Consider the following 25,660-nt stretch of genomic DNA (forward strand, 5'->3'; position numbering starts at 1 on the left):
GCCGCGGGCGCGGCGGGGACGACGACGGCGGCGAGGAGCTGATCGAGAAGCTCGTCCACATCAATCGCGTTTCGAAGACCGTGAAGGGCGGCAAGCGCTTCGGCTTCGCCGCGCTGGTCGTCGTCGGCGACGGCAAGGGCCGCGCCGGCTTCGGCCATGGCAAGGCGCGCGAAGTTCCCGAGGCGATCAGCAAGGCGACGGCCGCGGCGAAGAAGGCGATGATCCGCGTTCCTCTGCGCGACGGGCGCACGCTTCACCACGACGGCCTCGGCCATTTCGGCGCGGGGCGCGTGACGATCCGTACGGCTCCGGCCGGCACCGGCATCATCGCGGGCGGCCCGATGCGCGCGATTTTCGAAAGCCTCGGCGTGGCCGACGTCGTCACCAAATCGGTCGGCACGTCGAACCCGTACAACATGATCCGGGCGACGTTCGAGGCGCTCAAGGAACAGACCAGCCCGCGCTCGGTCGCCCAGCGGCGCGGCAAGAAGGTCGCCGACCTGCTTGGTCGCGGCGGCGCCAGTGCCGCCGAGGCCGAGGCCCAGGCCGAAGCGGTCGCGGAGTAACAGCAATGGCCAAGATCAGGATTACCCAGACCGGATCGCCGATCCGCCGCGACAAGACGCAGCGGGCGACCTTGGTCGGCCTCGGCCTCAACAAGATCGGCCGCACCGTGGAAGTGGAGGGCACGCCCGACGTGCTCGGCCAGGTCCGCAAGGTGCAGCACTTATTGCAAGTCGAAAAGGCGGCTTAACTACCTTGCCCCGGCGAAGGCCGGGGCCCAGGAGCCGCCTACCGGCGGCTGTTCTTTCCAGGACTGGGCCCCGGACTTCGCCGGGGAACTGCGCGACAAAAGCGAAAGCGAGTGCACGACATGAAACTGAACGAAATCAAGGACAACAAGGGCGCCCGGCAGAGCCGCGTGCGTGTCGGCCGTGGAATCGGCTCGGGGCTCGGCAAGACCGCCGGCCGCGGACAGAAGGGCGCCAAGTCGCGCTCGGGCGTCAGCATCGCCGGCTTCGAAGGCGGCCAGATGCCGCTCCACATGCGGCTGCCCAAGCGCGGCTTCAACAACATCTTCGCGCGCGATTATGCCGAGGTGAACATCGGCGCCGTCCAGAAGGCGATCGATGCCGGCAAGCTCGACGCAAAGGGCACGCTCGACCATGACGCGCTCAAGGCGGCCGGCCTGGCGCGCGGCGGCAAGGACGGCGTCCGCCTGCTCGGCAAGGGAGAACTCAAGGCGAAGCTCGCGTTCAAGGTCGCCGGCGTGTCGAAGGGCGCGCGCGAGGCGGTCGAGAAGGCCGGCGGCTCGGTCGAGCTGATCGAGCGCAAGAACCCGGCCGAGCTCGCCGCCGCGAAGAAGGGCTCCCGCAAGGCCGCCGCAAAGGCCGAAGCGTAAGCCCTTAGACAAGCGGCCTCGCGCCACTATATCGGCGGCGAGGAGGCCCCAGGCCTTGACGCCGCCGTTTGTTTTTCCGGGGAATTTTAGTCGATGGCATCCGCAGCCGAACATCTGGCCTCCAGCCTTTCACTGGCCAATTTCCAGAAGGCGACCGAGCTCAAGAAGAGGCTCTGGTTCACGCTCGGCGGGCTGATCCTGTTCCGGCTGCTGTCGTTCGTTCCGGTGCCGGGCATCGACCCTGCCGCGATGCAGGCGCTGTACCAGACCCAGAGCGGCGGCATCCTCGACGTCTTCAACACCTTCTCCGGCGGCGCGCTCGAGCGTTTCAGCATCGTCGCGCTGGGCGTCATGCCCTACATCACCGCCTCGATCGTCGTTCAGCTCGGCGGCACGCTGTACGAGCCGTGGAAGGCGCTCAAGAAAGAGGGCGAGTCAGGGCGCAAGAAGCTCAACCAGTACACGCGCTACCTGACCGTCGCGATCACGCTCGTCCAGGGCTATCTCGCGGTTCGCGGCCTTGAGAGCCAGGGCGCCAACCAGGGTATCCAGGCCGTCGTTCAGCCCGGCCTTCTGTTCGAACTGGCCGGCACGGTCTCGCTCGTCGGCGGCACCCTGTTCCTGATGTGGATCGGCGAGCAGATCACCAGCCGCGGAATCGGCAACGGCGTGTCGCTGATCATCATGGCCGGGATCATCGCCCGCCTTCCGCTGGGCCTCGGGCAGCTGCTCGAGGGGAGCAGGACGGGGTCGCTCAGCGCCGTGCTCGTCGTCGGCGTCATCGCGCTCAGTGCCGTGCTCATCCTGTTCATCTGCTTCATGGAGCGCGCGCAGCGGCGAGTGCTGATCCAGTACCCGAAGCGCCAGACAGTGCGGGGCATGCAGCAGGAGCGGTCGCACCTTCCGATCAAGATCAACACCGCGGGCGTCATCCCGCCGATCTTCGCCTCTTCGCTGCTGCTGATGCCGCTCACCGTGCTCAACTGGGCGGGCAATCGCGCCACTGCCGAAGGCGGCGCCAGCGATTGGCTGATCACCATCACCACGTATTTGCAGAACGGCTCGCCGGCGTACCTCGCGCTCTACGGCATCGGCATCGCGTTTTTCACCTTCTTCTACACGGCGGTGCAATTCAACAGCGAGGAGACCGCCGAAAATCTGAAGCGCCACGGCGGTTTCATCCCCGGCATCCGGCCAGGCAAGGCGACCGAGGAATATTTCGACTATCTGCTCAACCGCATCACCGTCGTCGGCGCGTCCTACCTCGTGCTCATCTGCCTCATCCCGGAAATCCTGACCGCGCAGGCCGGCCTGAGCATCGCGCTTGGCGGCACCGGCCTCCTCATCGTGGTCAACGTGACGATGGACACTGTCAGCCAGGTCCAGAGCCACCTGATCGCGCACCAGTATGGCGACCTGATCAAGAAGGCGAAGCTCAAGACCACGCCCCGGCGGCGGTAGCGCGGCGGTTAGGAGGGGCGCGCGCGATGTTGAACATCATCCTGCTTGGCCCACCGGGCGCGGGCAAGGGCACGCAGGCGGCGCGACTGCAGGCGGCACGCGGAATGGTCCAGCTTTCCACCGGCGACATGCTCCGCGAAGCGGTCGCCGCCGGCACTCCGATCGGCCTCCAGGCCAAGGTGGTCATGGAGCGCGGCGAGCTGGTCAGCGACGCGATCGTCAGCGCTCTCATCGGCGAGCGCCTCGACGCCGCTTCGGAGCAGGGGGCGATTTTCGACGGGTTCCCGCGCACTCGGGCGCAGGCCGAGGCGCTCGACCTCCTGCTGTCCGAGCGCGGCCGGCGGCTCGACCATGTGATCGAGCTTGCCGTCGACGAGGACGAGCTGGTGAAGCGGATCGTCGGGCGCTTCAGCTGCGCCCGGTGCGGCGCCGGCTATCACGACAGCTTCCGCCCGACGCAGGTCCCCGGCGTCTGCGATGTCTGCGGGTCGACCGAGTTCAAGCGCCGCAGGGACGACAACGAGCAGACGGTGCGCACGCGCATGGTGGAATATCGCGCCAAGACCGCGCCGATCTTGCCTTATTACGACGCGAGAGACCTCGTCAGGCGGGTCGATGGCATGGCGTCCGTCGAACAGGTCGGCGCGGAGATCGACGCGATTCTGGACGGTACGGTCTAGCTGCGCCATTCCTCCCGGGACGGAGGGGCGGATGAAATATCTGGCAGCATTGTTCATGGTCGCCGCGGCACCAGCGTCGGCGGAAGTGGTGAGCGCATCGGCGAACGGCTTCGAGGTGCGCGAAACGGTACCGCTGGTGATCCCGCCCGACGCCGCGTTCAGCGCCTTCGCCGAGCTCCCCGCCTGGTGGAACGCGGAGCACACCTACAGCGGCGACTCCGCCAACCTGCGGCTAGAGCTCACGCCCGGCGGTTGCTTCTGCGAGCGCATTCCCAAGAGCGGCGGCGGCATCGAGCACATGCACGTCGCCTACGTCGAGCCGGGCAAGCGCGTGGTTCTGACGGGCTCGCTCGGGCCGCTGCTCTATGAAGCGACGACCGGCGTAATGGACGTGCAGGTGAAGACGATCGCCGGCGGATCCCAGCTGACGCTCAACTACAAGGTGGCGGGCTTCGCCAACGGCGGTGCGGCCAGGATGGCGCCGATCGTCGACTCGGTGCTCGCGGATCAGCTCAAGCGATTGCGCGCCTACGCGACGAAAAGGCCCCGCACCTAAAGCCGGTCCAGCGTGACGAACCGGAACGGTGGATGTCCGTCAGGATGATCCTCGCTCCATGTCTCTCGCCATTCGCCCGGGCGGCACGGGTCGGCCATCGCCGTGTCGCCGTCGACATCCTCGAGGATCTCGGTCAGCTCGATGCGATCGGCGAGCGGCATGAACAGCGCGAAAATGTCGGCGCCGCCGATCACGGACACCGGCTCATCGCCTGCAAGGCGGAGCGCCTTCCCGGGATCGTGCGCGACTTCGGCGCCTTCCGCGCGCCAGTCACGGTCGCTGGTCAGCACGACGTGCCTGCGCCCGGGGAGCAGGCGCGGCAGGCTCTCGAACGTCTTCCTCCCCATCACCATGACGCTGCCCATCGTCAGCGCCTTGAAGCGCTTGAGGTCGGCCGGAATGTGCCACGGCAGGCTGCCGCCGCGACCGATGACGCCATTCTTCGCGCGCGCGACGACGATCGTGACCGGCGGCCTGTCCATGTGCCTGCTTTGACGCGCTGGGCGCGGCATGCCAAGCGCAGTCCATGACGGAAGGCCAGGCGCAGCTGATCGCCGAGGCGCAGCGGCGGCTCGGTCCAAAAGCAGTCGTCACCGACCGCCAAGAGATCGAACCGTGGCTCACCGACTGGCGCGGGCGGGTGCATGGCGCGGCGGCGGCGCTGCTTGCTCCCGCATCGACCGAAGAGGTCGCCGAAATCGTCCGGCTAGCAGCCGAGCACTGCGTGCCGCTGGTACCGCAGGGCGGGAACACCGGAATGGCGGCGGGCGCGACGCCGCCGGCCGATGCATCCGCGCTGCTGCTGTCGATGCGCCGGATGAACCGCATTCGCTCGCTGAGCGCCGGCGACCGGCTCGCCATCGCGGAAGCGGGCGTGATCCTCGCCACGCTTCACGACGCCGCGCACAACATCGGCATGCGCTTCCCGCTGACCCTCGGCGCACGCGGCAGCTGCACCATCGGCGGGCTGACCTCGACCAACGCGGGCGGCACGCAGGTGCTGAAGTTCGGCACGATGCGCGCGCTCGTCGCGGGCATCGAAGCGGTCCTTCCCGACGGCTCCATCCACGACGGCCTGTCCGGGCTGAAGAAGGACAATCGCGGCTACAGCCTCGACCAGCTGCTGGTCGGCGCCGAAGGCACGCTGGGCGTGATCACCGCGGTCGCGCTCCGGCTGGTGCCCGCCGTCGCGGGACGCGCCGTCGCTTGGGCTGGAGTAGCAAGCCCCGCGCGAGCGCTCGAGCTGCTGCGCTTCCTCGAGGCGCGGACGAACAGCGTCGAAGGCTTCGAGCTCGTGCCCGAGGATTCGCTCCAACTTGTCCTCAAGCACATCCCCGACACGCGGGCGCCGCTGTCGGGTCAGCACGAGTTGCATGTGCTGGTAGAGGCCACGACCGCCGACCCCCAGCACGACGTTTCGGCCGAGCTCGAGCGGCTGCTCGGCGCCGCGCTCGAGGCGGAGATAATCGCCGACGCCGTGCTTGCCGCGAGCGAGGCCCAGGCGGAAGCTTTCTGGAAGCTCCGCGACAGCATCTCCGAGGCCGAGCGCGCCGAAGGCCCGACGCTTGCTCACGACATTTCGGTCGCCGTCGCCGACATGCCGAAATTCCTCGTGGACGCCTCGGCGCAGGTGGAACGGCGCTTTCCGGGCGTGATCGCGACCGGCTTCGGCCATCTCGGCGACGGCAACATCCATTTCCACGTCCGCGCCGGCAGCCGTGCCGCGCCCGACTGGTACGAGAGCGAAGGCGAGGAGATCACGCGGTTCGTCGACGACCTCGTCACCGCGGCCGGCGGGTCGATCTCGGCGGAGCACGGCATCGGCCAGCTGAAGCGCGCCGAGCTCGCGCGTCTCGCGTCGCCGAGCCGCATCCACGCCCTGCGCGCGATCAAACAGGCGCTCGACCCGCTCGGGATCATGAACCCGGGGAAGCTGGTGCCGTGAGCAGTTCCTTCGCCTTCGCTCGGTGGCTCCGCTTTGGCGCGCCCGGCAGGACTCGAACCTGCGGCCTGAAGCTTAGAAGGCTCCTGCTCTATCCAGCTGAGCTACGGGCGCGTGGCGGCGATTAGCGGCAATTGACGCGGAGCGGAACAGCGCTAGCGTCCGGCCGATGAGAGCCGAGGGCGAGGGGCTGCGGCACGTCGAGGCGCGGGCGCTCCACGGCGCGCGGTTCCGTTACTTCGACTTCGTCATGGTCGCGTTCGTCGTGGTGCTGCTGCTGTCGAACGTGATCGGCGCGGAGAAGCGCTCTTATCTCGACCTGCCCGGAGTCGGTTCGTGGCCGTTCGGCGCCGGCATCCTGTTCTTCCCGATTTCCTACGTCATCGACGACGTCCTGACCGAGGTTTACGGCTATGCCCGCGCGCGCCGGGCGATCTGGGCGGGCTTCGGCGCCTTGCTGTTCATGGCACTGATGGAATGGACCGTCGTTCACCTGCCGGTGGCGCCGGGCTGGACCGGGCAGCCGGCCTACGAGCGCGTGTTCGGCTCCGGCTGGCGGATCATCGCCGCGTCGATGTGCGCCTTCTTCGCGGGCGATTTTTTGAACTCGGTCGTGCTCGCCAAGATGAAGATCTGGACGCAGGGCAAGTATCTGTGGACGCGGACCATCGGCAGCACGGTGATCGGCGAGGGTGCCGACAGCCTGATATTCTACCCGCTTGCTTTCTACGGGATGGCCGACTGGCCGGTCGACATCATGCTCGCGGTGATGCTCAGCCAGTTCGTGCTGAAGGTGAGCTGGGAAGTGCTTCTGACGCCGGTCACCTACGCGGTCGTCGGCTGGCTCAAGAAGCGCGAAGGGGTCGACGTCTATGACGTCGGCACCGACTTCACGCCGTTCACGCTGAACGAGTGAGACTATCTTATTTCGGTGACAGTTTACTTAATTCCGTGCCCGAGATCTCACCTCACCCGCAGCCATGCAGAATTAAGTAAACTGTCACCGAAATGCTAAGCGCTCACGGTCTCGAACAGCCCCTCGAACAGCCGCCGCCCGTCCGTCCCGCCGTGCGCCGGCTCGACGGCCCGCTCCGGGTGCGGCATCAGGCCGAGCACGTTGCCGGCATCGTTGACGATTCCCGCGATGTTGCGCGCCGAGCCGTTGCATTGGTCGAGGTAGCGGAAAGCGACGCGGCCTTCGCCTTCCAGCCGGTCGAGCGTCGCCTCGTCGGCCTGATAGTTTCCGTCGTGGTGCGCGACCGGGAACAGCACTTCCTCGCCCGAATCGTACTGCGACGTGAACAGGCTCTGGCTGTTCTCGACGCGAAGGCGCACCGGGCGGCAGACGAAGCTCAGCCCGGCATTGCGCATCAGCGCACCCGGCAGCAGCCCGGCCTCGGTCAGCACCTGGAACCCGTTGCAGATGCCGATCACCGGAACCCCGCGGCTCGCGGCGTCCGCGACCGCGCGCATCACCGGCGACCGCGCCGCCATCGCGCCAGACCGGAGGTAATCGCCGTAAGAGAAACCGCCGGGGATGCCGACGAAATCCACACCCTCGGGAAGCTCGGCATCCTTGTGCCACACCATCGCCGGCTTGCGCCCGGTCACCTGCTCGAGCCCAACCGCGAGGTCGCGGTCGCAGTTGGAGCCTGGGAAAACGATGACGGCGCTCTTCATGCGTTTTCCAGCCGTTCGATGCGGAAATTCTCGATCACGGTGTTGGCGAGCAATTTGCGGCACATGTCCTCGATGTCGGAATCACTGGTGCCGTCGGCAAGGTCGAGCTCGATCAGCTTGCCCGCGCGGACGTCGTTCACCCCCGAAAAGCCGAGGCCTTCGAGCGCGTGGTGGATGGCCTTGCCCTGGGGGTCGAGGACCCCGGATTTGAGGGTGATGAAGACGCGCGCTTTCATGGAAACCTTGCCTGCCGATCCGAACGCCGCACCTATGGCTGCGGTGCAGTTGAGGGGCAAGCTTTACGCCCTGTTTACCTCGAGCGCCGACAATAAGCGACGAGCCGGTCAGTTCTTCACCGGCGCTCGGGAGGATCCACATGGTCGGCATCGCCATCGCCATGTTCATTGCGCTGTTCGGCTGGGGCGCCGGCTATTTCGGCTGGGCCGACCCGGACGGGAAGGTTCAGCTCGCGCTCGCGACCTGCTTCATCCTCGGCATCATCAGCGGCTACAGGGTCAAGAGCGCGGACCGCACCTAGGTCATGCTTGCACTGATGTAAGCTGCGCCCTAGCGCCAATCGTCGGGAGAACCGACGATGACCTCTGAAGCCAGCAGCGTGCTCGACAAGCCCGCGACAAGCCCTATCTCGACGCGCCGGCACGGCGATGTGCTGATCATCCTGTCCAACAACCCGCCGGTGAACGCCCTGTCCGCCGCGGTCCGGCTCGGCCTGGTCGACGCAATCGCGCAGGCCGAGGCGGACGATGGCGTGAATGCCCTCGTCATCGCATGCGAGGGCCAGACCTTCTTTGCGGGCGCCGACATTACCGAGTTCGGCAAGCCGCCGCAGCAGCCGTGGCTTCCTGCGGTCGTCGACAGGATCGAGAATTGCTCCAAGCCGGTGGTCGCCGCGATCCATGGCACCGCGCTCGGCGGGGGTCTCGAGGTCGCGCTCGGCTGCCATTATCGCGTTGCCGACAAGTCGGCCAGGCTCGGCACACCGGAAGTGAAGCTCGGGCTTCTGCCCGGGGCGGGCGGCACCCAGCGGCTGCCGCGCGTAGCCGGTGTCAGGAAGGCGCTCGAGATGACCGCGACCGGAAGCCCGATCGGGGCGAAGGAAGCGTTCGACTGCGGCCTGGTCGACCGTATTGTCGAAGGCGACCTGGTCCCGCACGCGGTCGCGTTCGCCGAGGAAGTGCGCGACGTCCGGCCATTGGCCAAATCGTCCGAGCGGCAGGATCGGATCGCCGATGTGGATCCCTCCGTGTTCGACGATTTCCGCAAGGAAAATGCAAAGCGCTTCCGCGGGTTCGAAGCGCCGCTCAGGAACATCGAGGCGGTGAAGATCGCGACCGAGAAGCCCTATTCCGAAGGTGTGATCGAGGAACGCAAGCTGTTCATGGAGCTGATGGGCGGCGAGCAGTCGGCGGCGCAGCGCTATTTCTTCTTCGCCGAGCGCAAGGCCAACAAGATCGAGGGCCTGCCCGAGAACACCGAGCCGCGGCCGGTTCGCAAGGTCGGCGTGATCGGTGCCGGCACGATGGGCGGCGGGATCTCGATGAATTTCCTCTCTGCCGGCATTCCCGTAACCATCGTCGAAATGGGGCAGGAGGCGCTCGACCGCGGCACCGGCGTGATGCGCAGGAACTATGAGGCGAGCGCCGCCAAGGGGAAGCTGACCGCGCAGCAGGTCGAACAGGCGATGGGCTATCTCCAGCCGACGCTCGACTTCGCGGAGCTCGCGGACTGCGACCTCATCGTCGAGGCCGTCTACGAGAATATGGACGTGAAGAAGGAAGTGTTCGGCCGCATCGACAAGATCGCCAGGCCGGGCGCGATCCTCGCGTCCAACACCTCCTACCTCGACATCGACGAGATCGCCGCGAGCATCTCGCGCCCTGAAGATGTGCTCGGCATGCACTTCTTCTCGCCCGCGAACATCATGAAGCTGCTCGAGGTCGTGCGCGGCGCGAAGACCGCATCCGACGCGCTTCTCACCGCGATGCAGCTCGGCAAGAAGATCGGGAAGGTGCCCGTGGTCGCCGGCGTCTGCCACGGTTTCATCGGCAACCGCATGCTGATGCCGCGCCAGATCGAGGCGACAAAGCTGTTGCTCGAAGGCGCGAGCCCTGAGCAGATCGACCGAGTCCATGTCGAGTTCGGCATGCCGATGGGCCCGTTCCGGATGGCCGACCTCGCGGGCGTCGATATCGGCTGGCACCGCGACCCCAACCGCATCGAGAACGTCCGCGACGCCTTGTGCGCGATCGACCGCTGGGGCCAGAAGAAGGGCGCCGGCTTCTACGATTATGACGAGAAGCGCCGGCCGAGCCCGTCGCCGGTCGTCCAGCATATCATTGAGGATTTCGCGGCAAGGCAGGGCGTCGAGCGGCGCGAGATCAGCGACGGGGAAATCGTCGAGCGCACGCTCTACACGATGGTCAACGAAGGCGCGAAGATCCTCGAGGAGGGCATCGCCCAGCGCGCCTCCGATGTGGATGTGGTGTGGGTCTACGGCTACGGCTGGCCGGTCTATCGCGGCGGCCCGATGTTCTGGGCCGACAGCGTCGGCCTTCAGACGATCGTCGACGGTCTCAAACGCCAGGAAGAGCGGATGAAGCCCGACTTCAGCTTCTCGAAGCTGCTGCTCGACAAAGCGGAGAATGGCGAGAGCTTCACCAGGTAGGCCGCTCCCCCACAGGGGGGAGCTGTCAGCGAAGCTGACTGAAGGGGATCGGGGTCCATCCGTCAGTCGCTGGCGCGACTGCCACCTCCCCCTGTGGGGGAGGAGCGATCGCCGTCCAGCAAACTCAGCATCGCCAGCGCCACGGCTGCAACGCCCGCGCTGGTGAGGAACACCGCCGAAGCGCCTTCGCGGTCCCACAGCCAGCCCGCTCCGAGGCTCGCCAGAAGCGCGGCGATGCCGGTGACGAAGTAGAAGGCGCCGAAGCTGGTGGCGCGCAGCGCCTCGGGCGCGCTGTCGGCGATCATCCGCGCGAAAATGCCCTGGGTCAGCGCCATGTGCGCTCCCCACAAAGCCGTGCCGAGGACGAGCCAGGCGAAGCTCGAGGTTTCGGCGAGCACCACATTGCCCGCGATCAGCACCGCCATCCCGACCATCAGGATCGAGCGCGGGCTCATCCGGTCGCTGAGCGCGCCCGCGGGGTAGGCGAGGATCACATAGGCGATGTTGAAGATCGCCAGCGTCAACGGCGAAAGCGCTTCGCTGAGGCCGATGTCGATGCCCTTGAGGATCAGGAACCCTTCCGAGAAGCGGGCGAGCGTGAACAGGAATCCGATTTTGAGCAGGCGCTTCGTCTCTTTGCTGAGCTGGCGGAAGCCGGCGAAGAACGGCGACCGCTTGATCCGCCCGGCCAGCTGCTGCGGCTCGGTCAGGACGAGCCACGCGAGGAGGAAGGAGATCGCGGCGGGAATGATCGCGATCCAGAAGACAGCGCGGATGTCGCTCGCCAGCCACGCCATGAGCCCGATCGCGATCAGTGGCGCGAGCACTGCGCCCGCAGTGTCGAGCGTCTGCCGGAGCCCGAAGGCACGGCCGCGGATTTGGGGCGGAGTCTCGTCGGCGATCATCGCATCGCGCGGGCTGCCGCGGATGCCCTTGCCGACGCGGTCGGCGAAGCGGGCCAGCATCACCAGCGGCGCGCTGCTCGCAAGCGGGAACAGCGGCTTGGACAATGCGGCAAGGCCGTAGCCGGCCATGATCCACGGCTTGCGCCTCAGGCTCCGGTCCGACAGCCGGCCGGAAAGCAGCTTGGCGAAGTTCGCCGTCGCTTCCGCAATGCCGTCGATCGCTCCGAGCGCCGTCGCAGGCAGCCCGAGCACAAGCGTGATGAAGGCCGGAAGCAGCGCGTGATAGATCTCGCTCGACAGGTCCATGAACAGGCTGACGAAGCCGAGCACCCAGACGTTGCGGGGGAGGGGCGGTCGCGGTCGCATCGTCATTGCGGTAGCGAAGCATTGCGCAAGAAAGAATTGGATTCACGTGAAGGTGCAAAGGAAGCGAAGAAATCCGCCTCTGCTTTTTCGCGTCTCAGCGCTTTCGTGTGACAGGGGAACCGCCCGACAGCGCCGGGATTTCCAACTGCAATGTTGAACCGCCAAAAATGTTTGCTACGGTGCAATCATGCTGGGAGGCTCGACACCGGGGGCGCTGGCGGCGCGGTTCGCGAGCGTCGCGCAGATGTGGGTCGCGGACGGCCCGCGCGAGCGCGCCGATCGCGCGCGGCGGCAGCTGCTCACCGCCATTGCCGAGAACGAGCCAGCGACTCTCAATCAGGTCGCCAAAGCAGTCGGGCGAGGTGCGCCCGCCGTGAGCCGCTCGGTCGACACCCTCGTCCGCGCGGGCCTCGTCGAGCGGATGCAGGACCCGGACAACCGCCGCCGCCTTGCGCTTCGCCTGACGCAGGACGGCCGCGAACGGCTCGCCAAACCGGCCGTCGGCAGTTCCAACCTGCTGGCCAAGCTGCAACGGCTCGCACACAGCGAGTTGCGCGCGCTCGAGCGCGCGATCGAGATCCTCGAACGCGGCTTGTAACGGTCCGTTCAGGCGCCATGTTGCATTGCAACAAGGCGGCCGTTCCTGTAGGGGCGCCGCTCGAAAAAATCAGGAAATTCCAATGAACCTGCGCAACGTCGCGATCATCGCGCACGTCGATCACGGCAAGACCACGCTCGTCGACCAGCTGTTCCGACAGTCCGGCACCTTCCGGGACAACCAGCGTGTCGAGGAGCGGGCGATGGATTCGACCGACCTCGAGAAAGAGCGCGGGATCACGATCCTCGCCAAGTGCACCAGCGTCGAGTGGCAGCACGACGGCGCGACCACCCACATCAATATCGTCGACACCCCCGGCCACGCCGACTTCGGCGCCGAGGTTGAGCGCATCCTCAGCATGGTCGACGGCGTGATCCTGCTGGTCGACGCCGCCGAAGGGCCGATGCCGCAGACCAAGTTCGTGACCGGAAAGGCGCTCGCGCTCGGCCTTCGCCCGATCGTCGTCGTCAACAAGATCGACCGCCCCGACGCGCGGCCCGCCGAAGTGCTTGACGAGGTGTTCGAGCTGTTCCTCAACCTCGACGCCAGCGACGAGCAGCTCGACTTCCCGACGCTCTACGCCAGCGGCCGAGCGGGTTACGCGGGTCTCACCGACGACGTCCGCTCGGGCGACCTCACGCCCTTGTTCGAGACCATTGTCAGCCACGTCCCGCCGCCGCGGGTCGACGCCGGCCCGTTCCGCATGCTCGCCACTTTGCTCGACCGCGACCCGTTCCTCGGGCGCATCCTCACCGGCCGGATCGACAGCGGCAAGCTGACGATGAACATGCCGATCAAGGCGCTCGACGTGAACGGCAACCTTGTCGAGGAAGGCCGAGCGACCAAGGTCTTCGCCTTCCGCGGCCTCGAGCGCGTTCCGGTCGACAGCGCCGAGGCGGGCGAGATCGTCGCCATCGCGGGCCTCATCAAGGCGACCGTTTCAAACACCTTCGCCGACCCTTCGGTGCAGGCGCCGCTTCACGCCCGCCCGATCGACCCACCGACTCTGGCGATGAGCTTTTCGGTCAACGACAGCCCGTTCGCCGGCCGCGACGGCGACAAGGTCCAGAGCCGGGTCATCCGCGAGCGGCTCGAGCGCGAGGCCGAGGGCAATGTCGCCATTCGCGTCACCACCTCAGCCGACAACGACAGCTTCGAGGTCGCGGGCCGCGGCGAGCTCCAGCTCGGAGTGCTCATCGAGACGCTGCGGCGCGAAGGCTTCGAGCTCGGGATCAGCCGCCCCCGCGTGCTGTTCCGCGATGGCGCCAACGGCCGCGAGGAGCCGTACGAGACGGTCGTCATCGACGTCGACGACGAATTTTCCGGAACCGTCATCGACAAGATGGCGATGCGCAAGGCCGAGATGATCGACATGCGCCCGTCGGGCGGCGGCAAGACCCGCCTGACCTTCTCAGCGCCGAGCCGCGGCCTCATCGGCTATCACGGCGAGTTCCTGTCCGACACCCGCGGCACCGGCATCATGAACCGGCTGTTCGAGCGCTACGGACCGTACAAGGGCCCGATCGCCGGCCGCCAGAACGGAGTCCTCATCTCGATGGAGCAGGGGCCGGCGGTGGCCTATGCGCTGAGTGCGCTCGAGGACCGCGGCGTGCTGTTCGTCTCGCCCGGCGAGATGCTCTACGAAGGCATGGTCATCGGCGAGAACGCCAAGACCCAGGACCTCGAGGTCAATCCCCTCAAGTCCAAGCAGCTGACCAACTTCCGCGCCAGCGGCCCCAAGGACGAAGGCATCCGCCTCACTCCGCCCCGCCGGATGAGCCTCGAACAGGCGATCGCCTACATCCAGGACGACGAGCTGGTCGAGGTGACCCCCAAGGCAATCCGCATCCGCAAGCGGTTTCTGGATCCGCATGAGCGGAAGCGGCAAAGCCGAAGGGCCGAAGCGGCTTAGCCGTCTTCAGCGGAATGACCTTGTCGACTTGGCTGGGGGGTGTGGAAAACGCACGATCTTTTCATCGTCGACGAAGAGGTCACGCAGGGCCGCGGCGATCTCCGCCTGGCTGAAAGGCTTTGCCACGCGCGGCAAATCGACGATGTCGTCCGTCGGCCCGGCATAACCCGTAATCAGTAGCACCGGGATTTCGGGGTGTGTTTCGCTGACGACCCGCGACAGCTCTCCACCGTCGATCCCGGGCATTTTATAGTCGGTTACGACCGCATCGACGGAGAGCCCCTGGTTCAGCCGGGCCAAGGCTTCAGCGGCGCCGCTGGCCTCCACCACAGTATGACCAAGGTCGCGGATCATCTCCGCGGTCGCCATCCGGACCAACTCTTCGTCGTCGATCAATAGCACCGATAACTGCCGGCCAACGGCGCCGACCGCCTCAACAGCCGCCCTTCGCTCGGACGGGGCAATGTCGCCGGCGACCGGAAGGTACAGGTCGACCCGGGTTCCTTCGCCGGGAGCGCTGGTCAGTCCGAAGCCGCCGCCGAGCTGCGCCGTCAGCCCGTGCACCATCGACAGGCCGAGACCCGTTCCGCGTCCGAATTCCTTGGTTGAGTAGAATGGCTCGACAGCTCGGGCGAGCGTCTCCTGCTCCATCCCGCAGCCGGCGTCGATGACCGAAACGCGCACGTACATCCCGGGCTTCATCTTCGGTGTCGATCGGGGTCCGATCGCCACCGGCTCGGCAAGGATCGTGAGTGGCCCGCCGTTGGGCATCGCATCGCGCGCATTCACGCTGAGGTTCAGGATCGCGAGCTCGAGCTGGTTCGGGTCGATCAAGGCGGCGGGGAGTTCCTGGTGGCAGCGCAGGCGCACATCGACCATCGGCCCGACGGAGCTCGAAATCAGATCCCGCATGCCGGACAATAGATCACGGATATCGACCGCTCGCGTCTGCAACGCCTGGCGCCGGGCAAAGCCGAGCAGTCGCTGGAGAAGCGTCTTGGCGCGATCAGCCGCCTGCAATGCGTTGGACAGGAGTCTCTGCGACCGTTCGTCCGCATGCCCGTACTTGCGCTGGAGCAAGTCGAGCGCGCCGGCAATCGGTGTCAGCAGGTTGTTGAAATCGTGTGCGACGCCTCCGGTTAGCTGGCCGAGTGTCTCGAGCTTCTGCGCTTCATGCAGCTGCGCCATTGCGGCCTCGCGCTCGGCGGTCCGCTCCTCGACGCGATGCTCGAGCTCCGCGGCCAGCTCGTTCAACTCGTGCAGGCGAGCGCCCGCTTCATACTGGCGCCTGCGTCCGCGAAGTGCCGATTGCGCGAGGCTCACGAATGTCGTCGGATGAAAGGGGCGTTCGAGGAAGGTGACGTTGCCCAGCATTTCGAGATAACGACTGGCCTCGGGGTTCCGCTCGAGCCCGCCGCCGCGCTGAGTCAGCAGAACGAACGGAAAATCCGACCATTCCGGCTGCTGGTCAAGCCACTCACACAGGGCGTGGACACTGCTGCTGCTGATCGCCTCTTCGGTAAGGACGGCGAATCCCGCACCGGAACCAAGCTCCTCGACGAGTTGGCTGACATCGCCGACGACATATCCCTGCAGGCCGGCCTCGGCGAGCATGCCGAGCGCGACGAAGGCATCGCGACCATGCGGTGCCAGGATCAATGCGCGTTGGGAATTATCGAGGGTCATTCGGCCGCAACGTCATTCAGCAGTCGCGGCCGCTCATCGATCAGTACCGGAACCCCCCGCAACACGCCCTGGAACCCGGCCAGCGGTTCGCCCAGTGTGATTCCGCGGCCATCGATCAGATATTCGCGGATCGTGTCCTCATGCGCGCCCGTGCGCTTCTTGATCACGGAAATAGCTCGCCGAACCTTCCCGAGCGCCTCGAAATAGCGAAGCAGCACCACTGTGTCGGCGAGATAGGTAACGTCTACCGGCGCCTTCATGTCTCCGACCAGCCCATGCTGCGCCACGGTGAGGAAGGTCGAGGCTCCCTGTCGATTCAGATATTGGAGCAGCTCGTGCATGTGCAGGATGAGCGCCTGCTCTTCGGGCATTGACGCCTGATAGCCATTGAGACTGTCGATGACGACGGTCTGCGCATCGAGCTCTTCTACGCACCGGCGAACGCGCGCCGACAATTCGCCAGGCGTCATCTCGGCCGCATCGATCTGCTCAACCGAAAGGCGCCCACCGTCGACCATTGACTGGATGTCGATCCCGAGACCCTTGGCGCGCTCGAACAGCAAGCCCAATTCCTCATCGAAGACGAACATCGCGGCATTCTCGCCGCGCTTGATCGCTCCCACTACGAAGGTCAGCGCGAGCAAGGACTTGCCCGCTCCCGCTGGGCCCAGGATCAACATGCTCGAGCCGCGCTCGACTCCGCCCCCGAGCAAGGCGTTCAGCTCGGCCGATTCCGTGCCCAGGACCTGGCGCTTGAACGGCCTGCGGTGTTCGGCCGAGACCAGTCTTGGAAAAACGCAGACTCCGCCCGTTGCGATGACCATGTCGTGAAAGCCGCCGCGGTAACGCTGCCCGCGGTACTTCACGACTCGCAGGCGTCGTCGCTCGGCGCCATATTCGGGTGACAGTTCGTCCAGCCGGATTACGCCGTGCGCCACGCTGTGCATGGTACGGTCGTTGGCCTCGCTCGAAAGGTCGTCGAGCATCAGCACGGTCGCCCTGCTGCGGGCGAAATAGTGTTTCAGTGCCAGGATTTGCCGGCGGTAACGGAGTGACGATTGGGCCAGCAGCCTGATCTCCGACAGGCTGTCGAGCACGACTCGAACCGGCTTAACCCGTTCGAAGGCCTCGAAGATGCGTTTCGTCGTCTCTCCAAGCTCCAGGTCGGACGAGTAGAGCAAGCTCTGCTGCTGATCCTCGTCGAGCAGGCTCTCGGGCGGCACGAGCTCGAAGATGTCAATTCCCTCCAGCGACCAGCCGTGCGACGCGGCGCCCGCGCGGAACTCCTCTTCAGTCTCCGACAGCGTGATGTAGAGAGAGGCCTCGCCGACTGCGGCGCCGGCGGCGAGGAATTGCGTTGCGACCGTCGTCTTGCCAGTTCCCGGGCTACCCTCCAGCAGGAACAGTCTCCCTCGAGCGAGTCCGCCGGCAGTAATGTCGTCCAGGCCCTCGATACCGAAATGGGCTTTGTCTTTCGCGTTCGCCTCAGTCACTCGCCGGACTCCAACGGATGGGCGCGATTAACGCTGCTATCAGCCGTAACGATCCAGCAATTTTCGCAATGTCTTTTCTGGCCGACCTGCTCAGATCCAAGCAGCTCGCCAACTTCCCCGCCAGGAAAGGAGAAGGCGCTCCCCAGCCGCGTCAACCGCGACGCTGACTCCCGCCCGCCATTGGTCGATCCACGAACGGCGGTCAGAAAGCGTTCATCCTCTTTCCGGCTTCATTCCATCAAGTGCGCAGACGAACGGGGAGGTTGGCGTGACGCCGCCGCAGCAATCGACGGTCGCTTACTGGGAGTTGTTCGGCAGCCTCGAGCGGTCTCAGCTGAGGCCGGCGGGCGATGACGCCGTCGTGCTGTCGAACATCGAGCACGGGCTGGAGACCAGTCCTGCGGCCAACGGGCTGACGGTTCGTTATGTCGCGCGCGGCTGCGAAAACTACCGCATCGGCGGCCGCGGCTATGGCTTGGAAGCCGGGCAGATCATGATCGCACCGCACGAAAGCGGCGCCGACTGCGAAGTCAAGAACGTCGAGCGGGAGGGGACGCTCGGCGTGTGCACTTTGCTGCGCGGCGCCACGAACGACCTCGACTGGGTTTACGGGCCGCTCGTGGTCGGCGCGGGATGCTCGTCAATCGGCGCACTGATGCAGGACAGCGCCAGGTCGCTGTGGACCTCCGCCCGGCCCAAGCAGGAAGTCGCCTCGAAGCTGGTGGCAAGGCTGCGATCGGAGCTGCCGGCGATCGCTCGGGCGATGCTCGCGCAGGCGGCGTCGATGGACGCGGCCAAGCTCTCCACGCGGTTCGAGATGGTCCGGCGCGCGCACCTCGCCCAGGCTTATCTTCACTCGGTGACCGAGCGTGCGGTCGACCTGGCGGAAGTCGCCGCGGCGGTCGGATATTCGCAATTCCAGCTGCTGCGCGCGTTCCAGCATTGCTTCGGCGAGCGGCCGGCGAGCTACCATCGCAGGCTCCGGCTGAACCTCGCGCTTGACGAAGCGCGCCGCCGCCGCGTGCCGATCGGCTCGGTTTGCGACGAGTTCGGCTTCGCCGGCGCCAGCAGCTTCAGCCACGCCTACCGCCGGGCGTTCGGCCATGCTCCGGTCTGGAGCCGACGCGACGCGGCCTAGGACCGGTCCTAGGTCAGCAGCAGGCTCGGGGGCACGCCGAGCGCGGTGGCGAGCGCCGCGATGGTGTCGAGGCTCGCGCTGAAGCGTCCGCGCTCGATCTGGCTGACGAAGCTTCGTCCGAGGCCTGCCGACCGCGCGAGGTCGAACTGGGTCATGCCCTTGCGCGCGCGGAGCTGCCGGACGTTGCGCGCAAATTGCTGGCGGACACGCTGGCCGAGCTCGGTGCGGGGAGTTCGGCGGCGGCTGGTCGCGGGCGCCGTCTCGGGTTCGATCGGACTGTTCATGCACCCGGACTAGCGGATCGCGAGTCCCCAGAGTTGACGATTCCTGCTTATTTTGAACGCGCTACTCGCCTGCCAGGCCGAGCACGATTGTCCATTCGTCGTTCCGGACCGGGGCGACCGACAGGCGCGACTGGCGGATCAGCTCCATCTTGGCGAGGCGCGGCTCGGCCTTGATCTCGACCAGCGTCACGGGACGCGAGAGCGCCCGCACCGGCTCGACCCGGACCGACACCCAGTTCGAATCCTTCGGGTCCGGCTGCCCCTCGCGGACGATGCGCATGATCCCGACCACCGCCTTGTCGGACATGCTGTGGTAGAAGAACGCCTCGTCGCCCTTCTTCATGGCCCTCAGGTGAAGGCGCGCGGCATTGTTGCGCACCCCGTCCCATTCGGTGCCGCCGTCGCGCACCAGGTCCGACCAGCTGTAGCTCTTGGGTTCGGACTTCATCAGCCAATAAGCCATGCCGGCGGCCCCTCCTGTCCCGTTTTCGTACCACTGCCGGTGAAGCGAGTGAAATGGCCGGTGAGCCGAGCTGCAACGGCTGTGGATAAGGCTAGAAAACTGAATGGATTGAAAGGGTTCCGGATTCCGTCCCGAGTCGCGAACGGTTCACCGCCGATGAGTTGGACTCGCGGTAAACATAACATATCTGGCTTTCAGCGATTGAGAGCGAGCGAGCCGAAGGCGCGTTGAGACGCCGGGCTCGAGGGCAAGACGGGCATCCCCCGCTGGACATGTGAAAGAGCGCCGAGAGCGCTTCCAGCGGGCCGCCCGCCAGTAAGGGCAAAAGAAAAGGTGATCAAATTGTTTGGCGGGCGCCTTGCGTCCGCGCTCGTGGGTATTTCTGTGCTTGCGATGGGGTCGGGCGCGAGCGCCGATCCGACGGCATATCCGAAGCTGGACGTAGCCAGTGCCGTGAGGGCGCTCGACGTGGAGTCTTCGGCCAAGCCGCTGGGCAGTGCAGCGTCGCTCGCGTCGACGCTGCTGCGGCCCGCGGTCGCGGCGACCAAGGCGGTCGCCACCAGCACCGGCGCGGTTTTCCAGGCACAGCCGGCGCAGTCGGTGACGCTTTCGCTAACGCCCTCGATCGCACGCGAGGCGGCGTGGCTCTACAAGGGCGGCTGGCCGCTTTATGCGCTGGTCAACCGGTTCGCGACCAACGCCCCGCTCGACGAGCAGACCAACTGCCTTGCGACCGCCGTCTATTTCGAGGCGCGCGGCGAGTCCCTCGAAGGCCAGCTCGCGGTTGCCCGCGTGGTGATCAACCGCGCCGCCTCGGGCCGCTATCCATCCGACTGGTGCAGCGTCGTCAAGCAGCCGTACCAGTTCTCCTTCGTCCGCCGCGGTCAGTTCCCGCAGGCCGACACTGATTGCGACGCGTGGAAGAAGGCGGAGGCGATCGCCGAGCTCGCGGCCGCCAATGTCGTGCCGAGCGTCGATCCGGGCGTCCTTTGGTACCATGCCGATTATGTCGCGCCGTCGTGGGGCCAGCGGCTGGAGCGGGTCGAAAAGATCGGCGCGCACATCTTCTACCGCGCATAAACCGAGTTAACGTCGGGGCGAGGGAGGCGCTTCGGACTTCGGTCCGGGGCGCCTTCTTCATTTCGCCGCAGCTGCGATTCGCCTCGGCGTAAATCCGGTTCACGGGGGATTCGCACGCGACTCGTTCCGGCCCAGCATTGATCCGCGGAAAACCGACAAGGATTCCCGCGACTTGGGGAGGGCTCGCGAGTGCTTAGGATTTTGATCGTCGAAGACGATTCACAACTGGCAATTACGCTCAAATATCTGGTCGAGGACAATCCGCGCTACCGCGTCGTCGCGATGGCCGACGACGCTGACACGGCGATCGCCGCCGCCGAGACGCACGATCCGGATCTGGTATTGCTCGATCTCCACCTCGCTCACGGAACCACCGGTTTCTCCGTCGCGGTGCGGCTCAACGATCTCGGCGTCCCGTGCCTTTTCGTCAGCGGCAAGGCGCCGCGCTTTCCGATGCCGGACCTGGCGCTCGGCTGCCTGATGAAGCCGTTCACCGCCGAGGAGGTCCACCGCTCGCTGGCCATGGCCGAGGACCTACTGCGCGGCCGCGAGACGCTACGGCCGAAAATGCCGCACAACCTGACGCTCTATGAGCCGCAGGATGACGTGCCATTGATCGAAGAGGGCTTCATCCCCTCGAAGCCGTCACTGAGAACGCGTTTCGAGCACTGGATTTCCGGCCAGACCTCGCAACAGCATTAGAGCCGCATCATCCCGCGGCGCGGTTCGCGGATGCCGAGCGTTTCCGCGGTGAGCGGCGCGCCGGCGTCGAGAAGCGCCTGGCGGCGGCTCCTGATCTCGGCGCTGCGCTGGACATCCTCGAACCGGAGCAGGTCTGCAATACAGGGCTGGGCGAGCGCCCGCTCGACGAACGCAGCCGTCCGCGGCCAGCGCACCGAGTCCGTCTCGAAGCCGGCATAGCTGCCGTTGCGGAAGAAGCTCGCGACCGAAATGTCGGCTACGCCGATCTCACCGAACAGGAAGCCATCGGCAGGCAGCTCGCGCTCGAGGTAATCGAGCGCGGCCGGGATGTCCTCGTCAAGCGATTTGTCGATGCGCGCCTGGTCACCCGGCTCACCCCAGACGATCGGGTGCACGACCTTCTGGTAGAACAAGCCCCAGATGAAGACGTCGCCGAGACGCGAGTCGGCGAACTCCTCGAACCAGCGGGCGCGAGCACGGGCTTTGGCATCGATGGGGTACAGCGCGTGCCCGGGACAAGTCTCGTCGAGGTAGGCGCAGATCACCGACGAATCGCTGACGTGAAAATCGCCGTCGACCAGCACCGGGATTCGCCGGAGCGGGCTCAGCCGCTCGAATTCTTCATTGCCGTAGAAAGGCGTGATCGGGTCGACTTCGTAACGGACGCCTTTGAGGTTCATGCACGCCAGCACCTTGCGCACATAAGGGCTGACGAAGCTGCCGATGACCCGCAACATAATCGCGCAACTGCCCCGATTTGTCGGGCGCCGCAACGGGGCTGGACACGCTGCATTTGCAGCGCTACAAATGTAGCGCACTCAGTTGAGAGGCTTCGCCATGATCCGCTCGGTCGTTCCCCTGTTCACCGCCGCTTTCCTCGCATCCGCGCCCGCGCTCGCGGACGAATTCGTCCCGGTCGCGCACTTCGACGCGGTCGAGCTGCGCGGCGGCGGCAATGTCGTCGTGGTGCCGGGGCCGGCCGAGCGAGTGCGGATTGTCGAGGGGAGCTCGCGCTTCACTCGCATCTATGTAGACCGGAATCGCAGCCTGAAGATCGACATCTGCAACCGCGAATGCCCGCATAGCTATCGCCTGCGGGTGGAGGTCCAGTCGCCGCGCGTGCCGGTCCTCGCGGTCGACGGAGGCGGCGCGATCGACGTTGCGCCGGGCTTCGGTCCCCAGCACCAGCTCGTCGCCGCGGTGAACGGTGGAGGCGTAATCGATACCCGCGCGATCGACGTCTCCGACGTGACCGCGGCGGTGAACGGCGGCGGCCAGTTGCTCGTCCGCGCCGCGTCGAGGCTGACCGGCGCCGTGCATGGCGGCGGAGCGGTTCGCTACTGGGGCAACCCCGAGGTCACGAGCGCCATCCAGGGCGGGGGCTCGGTCCGCCCCGGTCATTGATCGCCGGGCAGCTCCACGACCTCGACGCGCTCGCTGGTAAAGCGCAGCCCGACCGTCAGCAGCGCCCGGAAGGCATTGTAGCCGCCGGTCCCCGGGTGGAAGGCGTGGAAGAACAGCTGCGGCTTGCCGTCCACCCCCGGGGCGACGGAGGCATGGCCGGGCGCCACCCACTCACGGGTCGAGCGGAGCAGCGGCTCCTGCTGCTTGGTGTAGGGCCCGAGCGGATGATCGGCGACGGCCACGCCGATGCCGTATGCCGGCGTCGAGAAATCGTTGCCGGCGTAGAACAGCCAATAGCGCCCTTCCTGGTGCGTCACGAACGGGCCTTCGATCAGATGGCCTTCCCAGTCCTGGTCGTTGGCGAGGACGATCTTGTTCTCGCCGAGCAATGAGCGCCCGTCCGCGGCGATCTGCTGCCCGCGAACCGGCGTGGTCATCGCCTCGACGATGGTCGTCGCCTTGAGGCCGAATTGGCTCAGGACGTCGTGCACATTGCTCCAGTTGTGCAGCGCGGCCTCGATCAGCGGCTGCATCAGGAAGAAGCGAGTCATCGGCCGCTGCGCGTTCGCCCATTCGACGATCGCACCGGCGAACTCGGCCGTACGCCGGTCGACGTCGTCGGGGAACAGTTCGCTGACCAGCTCGGGGTGCTGGCGCAGGAGCATGGCCAGCGGCCGCGGCCAGATTCCGTTCGTGTCGTCCTTCCAGAACAAATAGCGTTCGCGGTCGTCATCGAGGAACAGGTGGGAGTCGATGACGCCGCCGCTCATCAGCGGCTGGGACGGGTCGAAACCGAAGCCCGTCGTGTTGACCGGCTGGCCTCGGATCAGCGGCTCGCCATTGTCGATCCATGGCCCGAGCGGCGAGGGCGCGCGGGCAAGGCCGATCGCAAGCGCGTTGGTCAGCTGCCGCGCAGTGTAAACCGTCCAATATTCATCGCCGACCCTGGCCATCTCCGGCGCCCAGAAGTCGGCCGTGTTGCGCCCAGTTGCCGCCCAGGCGGGCTCGTGGCCCGCGGGGAAGATGAAGCCCTTGGGCTCCCATTGCTCGAGGTCTGTCGAATGGAGGATCGGGAAGGCGTCGGGCGCGTCGTTCGAGGTGGCGATCAGCCACCAGCCTTCGTCGGTCTTGAGCACCGCCGGGTCGCCGTAGCCGACGAGGATTTGTGGATGGACGTTCTCGGTCAGCAGCGGCCGCCACTTGAAGGCCGCCGACGGCCGCTCGTTGGCGCGGCTGTAAGCGTGCGGCATGCGCATGCCGAAATCTTCCGCCAGCTCGCGAAAGAAGACCGTAAAATCCTGTTGGGTCGCGGTCGGCACGACATAGGTGCGGGAACGTCCGTCCCGGGTCACATCGAAACGAAAGCCGTCGCCTTCGTGGCGCGGAGTGACTGTGAACTGCATGGGAGCGTCCACTTAAGGACGCGCCCCTGTGCTGAGAACCCCCTTCCGGAGCGCACCGGTGAAACCTATGCTCGTGGGCGTGGGCCGCGCGGATCATATCCTGGCGATCGATCAGGGCACGACCTCGACGCGAGCGATCCTGTTCGATTGCGAAGCGCGCCCTCTCCGAGTCGCCCAGCGTGGGCTGGAGCAGCATTATCCCGCCGCCGGCCATGTCGAGCACGATCCCGAAGCGATCTGGGCCGACACGCTTGCTGTCGCAAGCGAGGCGCTGTCCGCCATCGAGCTCGATCGCATCGCTGGCATCGGCATCGCCAACCAGCGCGAGACGATCGTGGTCTGGGACCGTGCAACGGGACAGCCGGTCCACCGCGCCATCGTTTGGCAGGACCGGCGCACCGCCGACGAGTGCGCGCGGCTCAAGCGCGAAGGCACCGAAGAGCTGGTGCGCGAGAAGACGGGCCTGCTGCTCGACCCCTATTTTTCCGCCGCCAAGATCGCGTGGGTGCTCGACCACGTGCCGGGCGCCCGCGCCCGCTCGGAGCGCGGAGAGCTCGCCTGCGGGACGATCGACTGCTTCCTGCTTTGGAGGCTGACGGGCGGCGCCGTCCATGCGACCGACGTGACCAACGCCGCGCGCACCGCGCTGCTCGACATCCGCGGGAATTGCTGGGACGAGGAGCTGTGCCGGCTGTTCCGAGTGCCGGCGCAACTGCTCCCCGAGGTGCACGACAACAGCCGGATCTTCGGCGTGACGGCGCCCGGCCTGTTCGATCGGCAACTCCCGATCGGGGGCATGGCGGGCGACCAGCAGGCGGCGCTGTTCGGCCAGGCCTGCTTCGATCCTGGCATGACCAAGTCGACCTACGGCACGGGCTGCTTCATGCTCGTCAACACGGGCCGCGTGCCTTTGCTTTCGAAGCAGCGCCTGCTGACCACGCCCGGCTATCGGCTTGCGGGCGAGACAATCTACGCGCTCGAGGGATCGATCTTCGTCGCCGGCGCGGCGGTGAAATGGTTGCGCGACGGCCTCGGCGTGATTGCCGATGCGGCCGAGACCGACACCATGGCGACGCAAGTGTCAGACAGCCACGGCGTGTACATGGTCCCCGCGTTCGTTGGGCTGGGGGCGCCGCACTGGGATCCCGACGCACGTGGCGCGATTTTCGGACTGACGCTGGATGCGGCTGCGGCGCATCTCGCGCGCGCCGCGCTCGAGGCGGTGGCATACCAGACGCTCGACCTTGCCGAAGCCATGGAGCGGGATGGAGCACCGCATTCGGGGACGATCCGGATCGACGGTGGAATGGCCGCGAATTCGTGGTTGGGCCAGTTGCTTGCCGACATCCTCGACTGCCCCGTGGAGCGGCCGCGCAATCTCGAAACCACCGCGCTTGGGGCTGCTTTCCTCGCCGGCCTCGCGACGGGCGTGTGGCCGGGTCTCGATGCGCTGGCACGGACGTGGGAGGCGCAGGACCGGTTTGTGCCGGCAATGCCGCAGGATCAGCGGGAGCGGCTCGTCGCGGGCTGGCGAAACGCGGTCGCGAGGACCTTGTCGCGTCGCTGACCCCGGACGGAAGAAGGCCCGCGCCTGCACAAAGAGGCACGGGCCTTCAAACGCAGGATCTTTGACCGCGGTCTCCCGGAACCGCGCCGGCCGCAGGGGAATGCTAAACCGGCACGCTGGCCTGACATGCGCGGCCGCTCAGGCGCAACGGCGCCGTTTGCGCTGTCCCGCTTTGGGACGGTTCAGCCGCCCCGTTCCGGCGAAGGCGGCGGCGGTGGCGGTGGGGGCGGCGGCATCGGGCAGGCGTCGGTC

27 protein-coding genes and 1 tRNA gene are annotated in these 25,660 nt (G+C 66.5%); 17 read left to right on the top strand and 11 right to left on the bottom strand.

Translation table 11 applies throughout. The annotated features are described in order from the left end of the window. From rpsE to GH737_RS03335, 6 genes are all read left to right on the top strand, one after another. On the top strand, nt 1-566 hold a 566-nt coding region (gene rpsE, locus GH737_RS03310; RefSeq protein WP_230558601.1), incomplete at its 5' end, for a 30S ribosomal protein S5. Between the two features lie 5 nt (nt 567-571). After that, on the top strand, nt 572-754 hold the full coding sequence (gene rpmD, locus GH737_RS03315; protein WP_155263439.1) for a 50S ribosomal protein L30: 183 nt from the start codon (nt 572-574) through the stop codon (nt 752-754). Nucleotides 755-874: 120 nt separating this feature from the next. Beyond that, nucleotides 875-1,402, top strand: coding sequence for a 50S ribosomal protein L15 (gene rplO / locus GH737_RS03320; RefSeq protein WP_155263440.1), 528 nt, complete (start codon nt 875-877; stop codon nt 1,400-1,402). A 93-nt stretch (nt 1,403-1,495) separates the two neighbouring features. Further along, the gene (gene secY, locus GH737_RS03325; protein ID WP_155263441.1) at nt 1,496-2,863 is read left to right on the top strand and encodes a preprotein translocase subunit SecY; all 1,368 of its coding nucleotides are present in this window, start codon (nt 1,496-1,498) and stop codon (nt 2,861-2,863) included. A gap of 29 nt (nt 2,864-2,892) precedes the next feature. Next, nucleotides 2,893-3,543, top strand: coding sequence for an adenylate kinase (locus GH737_RS03330; protein WP_155263460.1), 651 nt, complete (start codon nt 2,893-2,895; stop codon nt 3,541-3,543). Between the two features lie 31 nt (nt 3,544-3,574). Then, nucleotides 3,575-4,099, top strand: a complete 525-nt coding sequence (locus GH737_RS03335) for an SRPBCC family protein (protein WP_155263442.1) — start codon at nt 3,575-3,577, stop codon at nt 4,097-4,099. Here the strand turns inward: GH737_RS03335 and GH737_RS03340 are convergent. Next, on the bottom strand, nt 4,096-4,581 hold the full coding sequence (locus GH737_RS03340) for a dihydrofolate reductase (RefSeq protein WP_155263443.1): 486 nt from the start codon (nt 4,579-4,581) through the stop codon (nt 4,096-4,098). The two genes, GH737_RS03335 and GH737_RS03340, sit on opposite strands and share 4 nt — an antisense overlap. 44 nt (nt 4,582-4,625) lie before the next feature. Here GH737_RS03340 and GH737_RS03345 point away from each other — a divergent pair, with 44 nt between their 5' ends. Continuing rightward, nucleotides 4,626-6,044: an FAD-binding oxidoreductase gene (locus GH737_RS03345; RefSeq protein ID WP_155263444.1), complete on the top strand. Its 1,419-nt coding sequence runs from the start codon at nt 4,626-4,628 to the stop codon at nt 6,042-6,044. A gap of 34 nt (nt 6,045-6,078) precedes the next feature. Here GH737_RS03345 and GH737_RS03350 read toward each other — a convergent pair. Then, nucleotides 6,079-6,155 (bottom strand) — tRNA-Arg (locus GH737_RS03350). A gap of 55 nt (nt 6,156-6,210) precedes the next feature. On the opposite strand from GH737_RS03350, the gene GH737_RS03355 reads away from it, so the two are divergent. Next, the gene (locus GH737_RS03355; RefSeq protein WP_155263445.1) at nt 6,211-6,957 is read left to right on the top strand and encodes a queuosine precursor transporter; all 747 of its coding nucleotides are present in this window, start codon (nt 6,211-6,213) and stop codon (nt 6,955-6,957) included. Nucleotides 6,958-7,052: 95 nt separating this feature from the next. Here the strand turns inward: GH737_RS03355 and purQ are convergent, their stop codons facing one another. Continuing rightward, a complete protein-coding gene (purQ, locus tag GH737_RS03360; RefSeq protein ID WP_155263446.1) occupies nt 7,053-7,721 on the bottom strand; it encodes a phosphoribosylformylglycinamidine synthase subunit PurQ in 669 nt (222 codons plus the stop codon). Beyond that, complete coding sequence (gene purS, locus GH737_RS03365) at nt 7,718-7,957, bottom strand: phosphoribosylformylglycinamidine synthase subunit PurS (protein ID WP_155263447.1); 240 nt, start codon at nt 7,955-7,957, stop codon at nt 7,718-7,720. The genes purQ and purS overlap by 4 nt, the downstream gene beginning before the upstream one ends. A 140-nt stretch (nt 7,958-8,097) precedes the next feature. Here purS and GH737_RS15115 point away from each other — a divergent pair, with 140 nt between their 5' ends. Both GH737_RS15115 and GH737_RS03370 read left to right on the top strand, forming a co-directional pair. Beyond that, complete coding sequence (locus GH737_RS15115; RefSeq protein WP_196232952.1) at nt 8,098-8,259, top strand: hypothetical protein; 162 nt, start codon at nt 8,098-8,100, stop codon at nt 8,257-8,259. Between the two features lie 57 nt (nt 8,260-8,316). Next, a complete protein-coding gene (locus GH737_RS03370) occupies nt 8,317-10,407 on the top strand; it encodes a 3-hydroxyacyl-CoA dehydrogenase NAD-binding domain-containing protein (protein WP_155263448.1) in 2,091 nt (696 codons plus the stop codon). A gap of 62 nt (nt 10,408-10,469) precedes the next feature. Here GH737_RS03370 and GH737_RS03375 read toward each other — a convergent pair whose 3' ends face one another. Then, a complete protein-coding gene (locus GH737_RS03375; protein ID WP_230558602.1) occupies nt 10,470-11,678 on the bottom strand; it encodes an MFS transporter in 1,209 nt (402 codons plus the stop codon). A 187-nt stretch (nt 11,679-11,865) separates the two neighbouring features. Between GH737_RS03375 and GH737_RS03380 the strand changes: the two genes are divergently transcribed. Together GH737_RS03380 and typA are read left to right on the top strand one after the other, a co-directional pair. After that, the gene (locus tag GH737_RS03380; protein ID WP_155263450.1) at nt 11,866-12,276 is read left to right on the top strand and encodes a MarR family winged helix-turn-helix transcriptional regulator; all 411 of its coding nucleotides are present in this window, start codon (nt 11,866-11,868) and stop codon (nt 12,274-12,276) included. Nucleotides 12,277-12,358: 82 nt separating this feature from the next. Next, nucleotides 12,359-14,188 (top strand): translational GTPase TypA, encoded by a 1,830-nt coding sequence (gene typA / locus GH737_RS03385; protein WP_155263451.1) that lies wholly within the window; start codon nt 12,359-12,361, stop codon nt 14,186-14,188. A gap of 6 nt (nt 14,189-14,194) precedes the next feature. Here the strand turns inward: typA and GH737_RS03390 are convergent, their stop codons facing one another. Together GH737_RS03390 and GH737_RS03395 are read right to left on the bottom strand one after the other, a co-directional pair. Next, nucleotides 14,195-15,847, bottom strand: a complete 1,653-nt coding sequence (locus tag GH737_RS03390; RefSeq protein ID WP_196232953.1) for an ATP-binding protein — start codon at nt 15,845-15,847, stop codon at nt 14,195-14,197. Between the two features lie 23 nt (nt 15,848-15,870). Continuing rightward, a complete protein-coding gene (locus tag GH737_RS03395; protein ID WP_155263461.1) occupies nt 15,871-17,328 on the bottom strand; it encodes an ATPase domain-containing protein in 1,458 nt (485 codons plus the stop codon). Nucleotides 17,329-17,635: 307 nt separating this feature from the next. Here GH737_RS03395 and GH737_RS03400 point away from each other — a divergent pair, with 307 nt between their 5' ends. Then, nucleotides 17,636-18,505, top strand: a complete 870-nt coding sequence (locus tag GH737_RS03400; RefSeq protein ID WP_155263453.1) for a helix-turn-helix domain-containing protein — start codon at nt 17,636-17,638, stop codon at nt 18,503-18,505. Between the two features lie 8 nt (nt 18,506-18,513). Here the strand turns inward: GH737_RS03400 and GH737_RS03405 are convergent, their stop codons facing one another. Together GH737_RS03405 and GH737_RS03410 are read right to left on the bottom strand one after the other, a co-directional pair. Beyond that, nucleotides 18,514-18,789: a helix-turn-helix domain-containing protein gene (locus GH737_RS03405; protein ID WP_155263454.1), complete on the bottom strand. Its 276-nt coding sequence runs from the start codon at nt 18,787-18,789 to the stop codon at nt 18,514-18,516. Nucleotides 18,790-18,850: 61 nt separating this feature from the next. Beyond that, nucleotides 18,851-19,252, bottom strand: coding sequence for an EVE domain-containing protein (locus GH737_RS03410; RefSeq protein ID WP_155263455.1), 402 nt, complete (start codon nt 19,250-19,252; stop codon nt 18,851-18,853). A gap of 333 nt (nt 19,253-19,585) precedes the next feature. On the opposite strand from GH737_RS03410, the gene GH737_RS03415 reads away from it, so the two are divergent. Beyond that, nucleotides 19,586-20,332, top strand: coding sequence for a cell wall hydrolase (locus tag GH737_RS03415; protein WP_155263456.1), 747 nt, complete (start codon nt 19,586-19,588; stop codon nt 20,330-20,332). 189 nt (nt 20,333-20,521) lie between these two features. Further along, nucleotides 20,522-21,034, top strand: coding sequence for a response regulator (locus GH737_RS03420; RefSeq protein WP_155263457.1), 513 nt, complete (start codon nt 20,522-20,524; stop codon nt 21,032-21,034). Here GH737_RS03420 and GH737_RS03425 read toward each other — a convergent pair. Then, nucleotides 21,031-21,771, bottom strand: a complete 741-nt coding sequence (locus tag GH737_RS03425) for a glutathione S-transferase family protein (RefSeq protein WP_196232954.1) — start codon at nt 21,769-21,771, stop codon at nt 21,031-21,033. The genes GH737_RS03420 and GH737_RS03425 overlap by 4 nt on opposite strands. Before the next feature lie 100 nt (nt 21,772-21,871). On the opposite strand from GH737_RS03425, the gene GH737_RS03430 reads away from it, so the two are divergent. Next, nucleotides 21,872-22,438 (top strand): GIN domain-containing protein, encoded by a 567-nt coding sequence (locus GH737_RS03430; RefSeq protein WP_155263458.1) that lies wholly within the window; start codon nt 21,872-21,874, stop codon nt 22,436-22,438. Here GH737_RS03430 and GH737_RS03435 read toward each other — a convergent pair. Then, nucleotides 22,432-23,841 carry a glycoside hydrolase family 43 protein gene (locus GH737_RS03435; RefSeq protein ID WP_230558603.1) on the bottom strand — a complete coding sequence of 470 codons (1,410 nt, stop codon included), beginning with the start codon at nt 23,839-23,841 and terminating at the stop codon, nt 22,432-22,434. The genes GH737_RS03430 and GH737_RS03435 overlap by 7 nt on opposite strands. Nucleotides 23,842-23,908: 67 nt before the next feature. On the opposite strand from GH737_RS03435, the gene glpK reads away from it, so the two are divergent. Then, a complete protein-coding gene (gene glpK, locus GH737_RS03440; protein ID WP_155263464.1) occupies nt 23,909-25,408 on the top strand; it encodes a glycerol kinase GlpK in 1,500 nt (499 codons plus the stop codon). The last annotated feature ends 252 nt before the right edge of the window (nt 25,409-25,660 follow it).

Origin of the sequence: Sphingomonas segetis, from assembly GCF_009720245.1 — a bacterium.
Lineage (GTDB): Bacteria > Pseudomonadota > Alphaproteobacteria > Sphingomonadales > Sphingomonadaceae > Sphingomicrobium > Sphingomicrobium segetis.

What these genes read in the sequence shown, in the direction of transcription:
- rplO (WP_155263440.1), top strand. Translation starts at nt 875, where the DNA reads ATGAAACTGAACGAAATCAAGGACAACAAGGGCGCCCGGCAGAGCCGC.
- rpmD (WP_155263439.1), top strand. Translation starts at nt 572, where the DNA reads ATGGCCAAGATCAGGATTACCCAGACCGGATCGCCGATCCGCCGCGAC.
- GH737_RS03410 (WP_155263455.1), bottom strand. Translation starts at nt 19,252, where the DNA reads ATGGCTTATTGGCTGATGAAGTCCGAACCCAAGAGCTACAGCTGGTCG.
- GH737_RS03430 (WP_155263458.1), top strand. Translation starts at nt 21,872, where the DNA reads ATGATCCGCTCGGTCGTTCCCCTGTTCACCGCCGCTTTCCTCGCATCC.
- purS (WP_155263447.1), bottom strand. Translation starts at nt 7,957, where the DNA reads ATGAAAGCGCGCGTCTTCATCACCCTCAAATCCGGGGTCCTCGACCCC.
- GH737_RS15115 (WP_196232952.1), top strand. Translation starts at nt 8,098, where the DNA reads ATGGTCGGCATCGCCATCGCCATGTTCATTGCGCTGTTCGGCTGGGGC.
- GH737_RS03405 (WP_155263454.1), bottom strand. Translation starts at nt 18,789, where the DNA reads ATGAACAGTCCGATCGAACCCGAGACGGCGCCCGCGACCAGCCGCCGC.
- GH737_RS03425 (WP_196232954.1), bottom strand. Translation starts at nt 21,771, where the DNA reads ATGTTGCGGGTCATCGGCAGCTTCGTCAGCCCTTATGTGCGCAAGGTG.
- glpK (WP_155263464.1), top strand. Translation starts at nt 23,909, where the DNA reads ATGCTCGTGGGCGTGGGCCGCGCGGATCATATCCTGGCGATCGATCAG.
- GH737_RS03355 (WP_155263445.1), top strand. Translation starts at nt 6,211, where the DNA reads ATGAGAGCCGAGGGCGAGGGGCTGCGGCACGTCGAGGCGCGGGCGCTC.
- GH737_RS03345 (WP_155263444.1), top strand. Translation starts at nt 4,626, where the DNA reads ATGACGGAAGGCCAGGCGCAGCTGATCGCCGAGGCGCAGCGGCGGCTC.
- GH737_RS03435 (WP_230558603.1), bottom strand. Translation starts at nt 23,841, where the DNA reads ATGCAGTTCACAGTCACTCCGCGCCACGAAGGCGACGGCTTTCGTTTC.
- GH737_RS03375 (WP_230558602.1), bottom strand. Translation starts at nt 11,678, where the DNA reads ATGCGACCGCGACCGCCCCTCCCCCGCAACGTCTGGGTGCTCGGCTTC.
- GH737_RS03335 (WP_155263442.1), top strand. Translation starts at nt 3,575, where the DNA reads ATGAAATATCTGGCAGCATTGTTCATGGTCGCCGCGGCACCAGCGTCG.
- purQ (WP_155263446.1), bottom strand. Translation starts at nt 7,721, where the DNA reads ATGAAGAGCGCCGTCATCGTTTTCCCAGGCTCCAACTGCGACCGCGAC.
- secY (WP_155263441.1), top strand. Translation starts at nt 1,496, where the DNA reads ATGGCATCCGCAGCCGAACATCTGGCCTCCAGCCTTTCACTGGCCAAT.
- GH737_RS03380 (WP_155263450.1), top strand. Translation starts at nt 11,866, where the DNA reads ATGCTGGGAGGCTCGACACCGGGGGCGCTGGCGGCGCGGTTCGCGAGC.
- GH737_RS03370 (WP_155263448.1), top strand. Translation starts at nt 8,317, where the DNA reads ATGACCTCTGAAGCCAGCAGCGTGCTCGACAAGCCCGCGACAAGCCCT.
- typA (WP_155263451.1), top strand. Translation starts at nt 12,359, where the DNA reads ATGAACCTGCGCAACGTCGCGATCATCGCGCACGTCGATCACGGCAAG.
- GH737_RS03340 (WP_155263443.1), bottom strand. Translation starts at nt 4,581, where the DNA reads ATGGACAGGCCGCCGGTCACGATCGTCGTCGCGCGCGCGAAGAATGGC.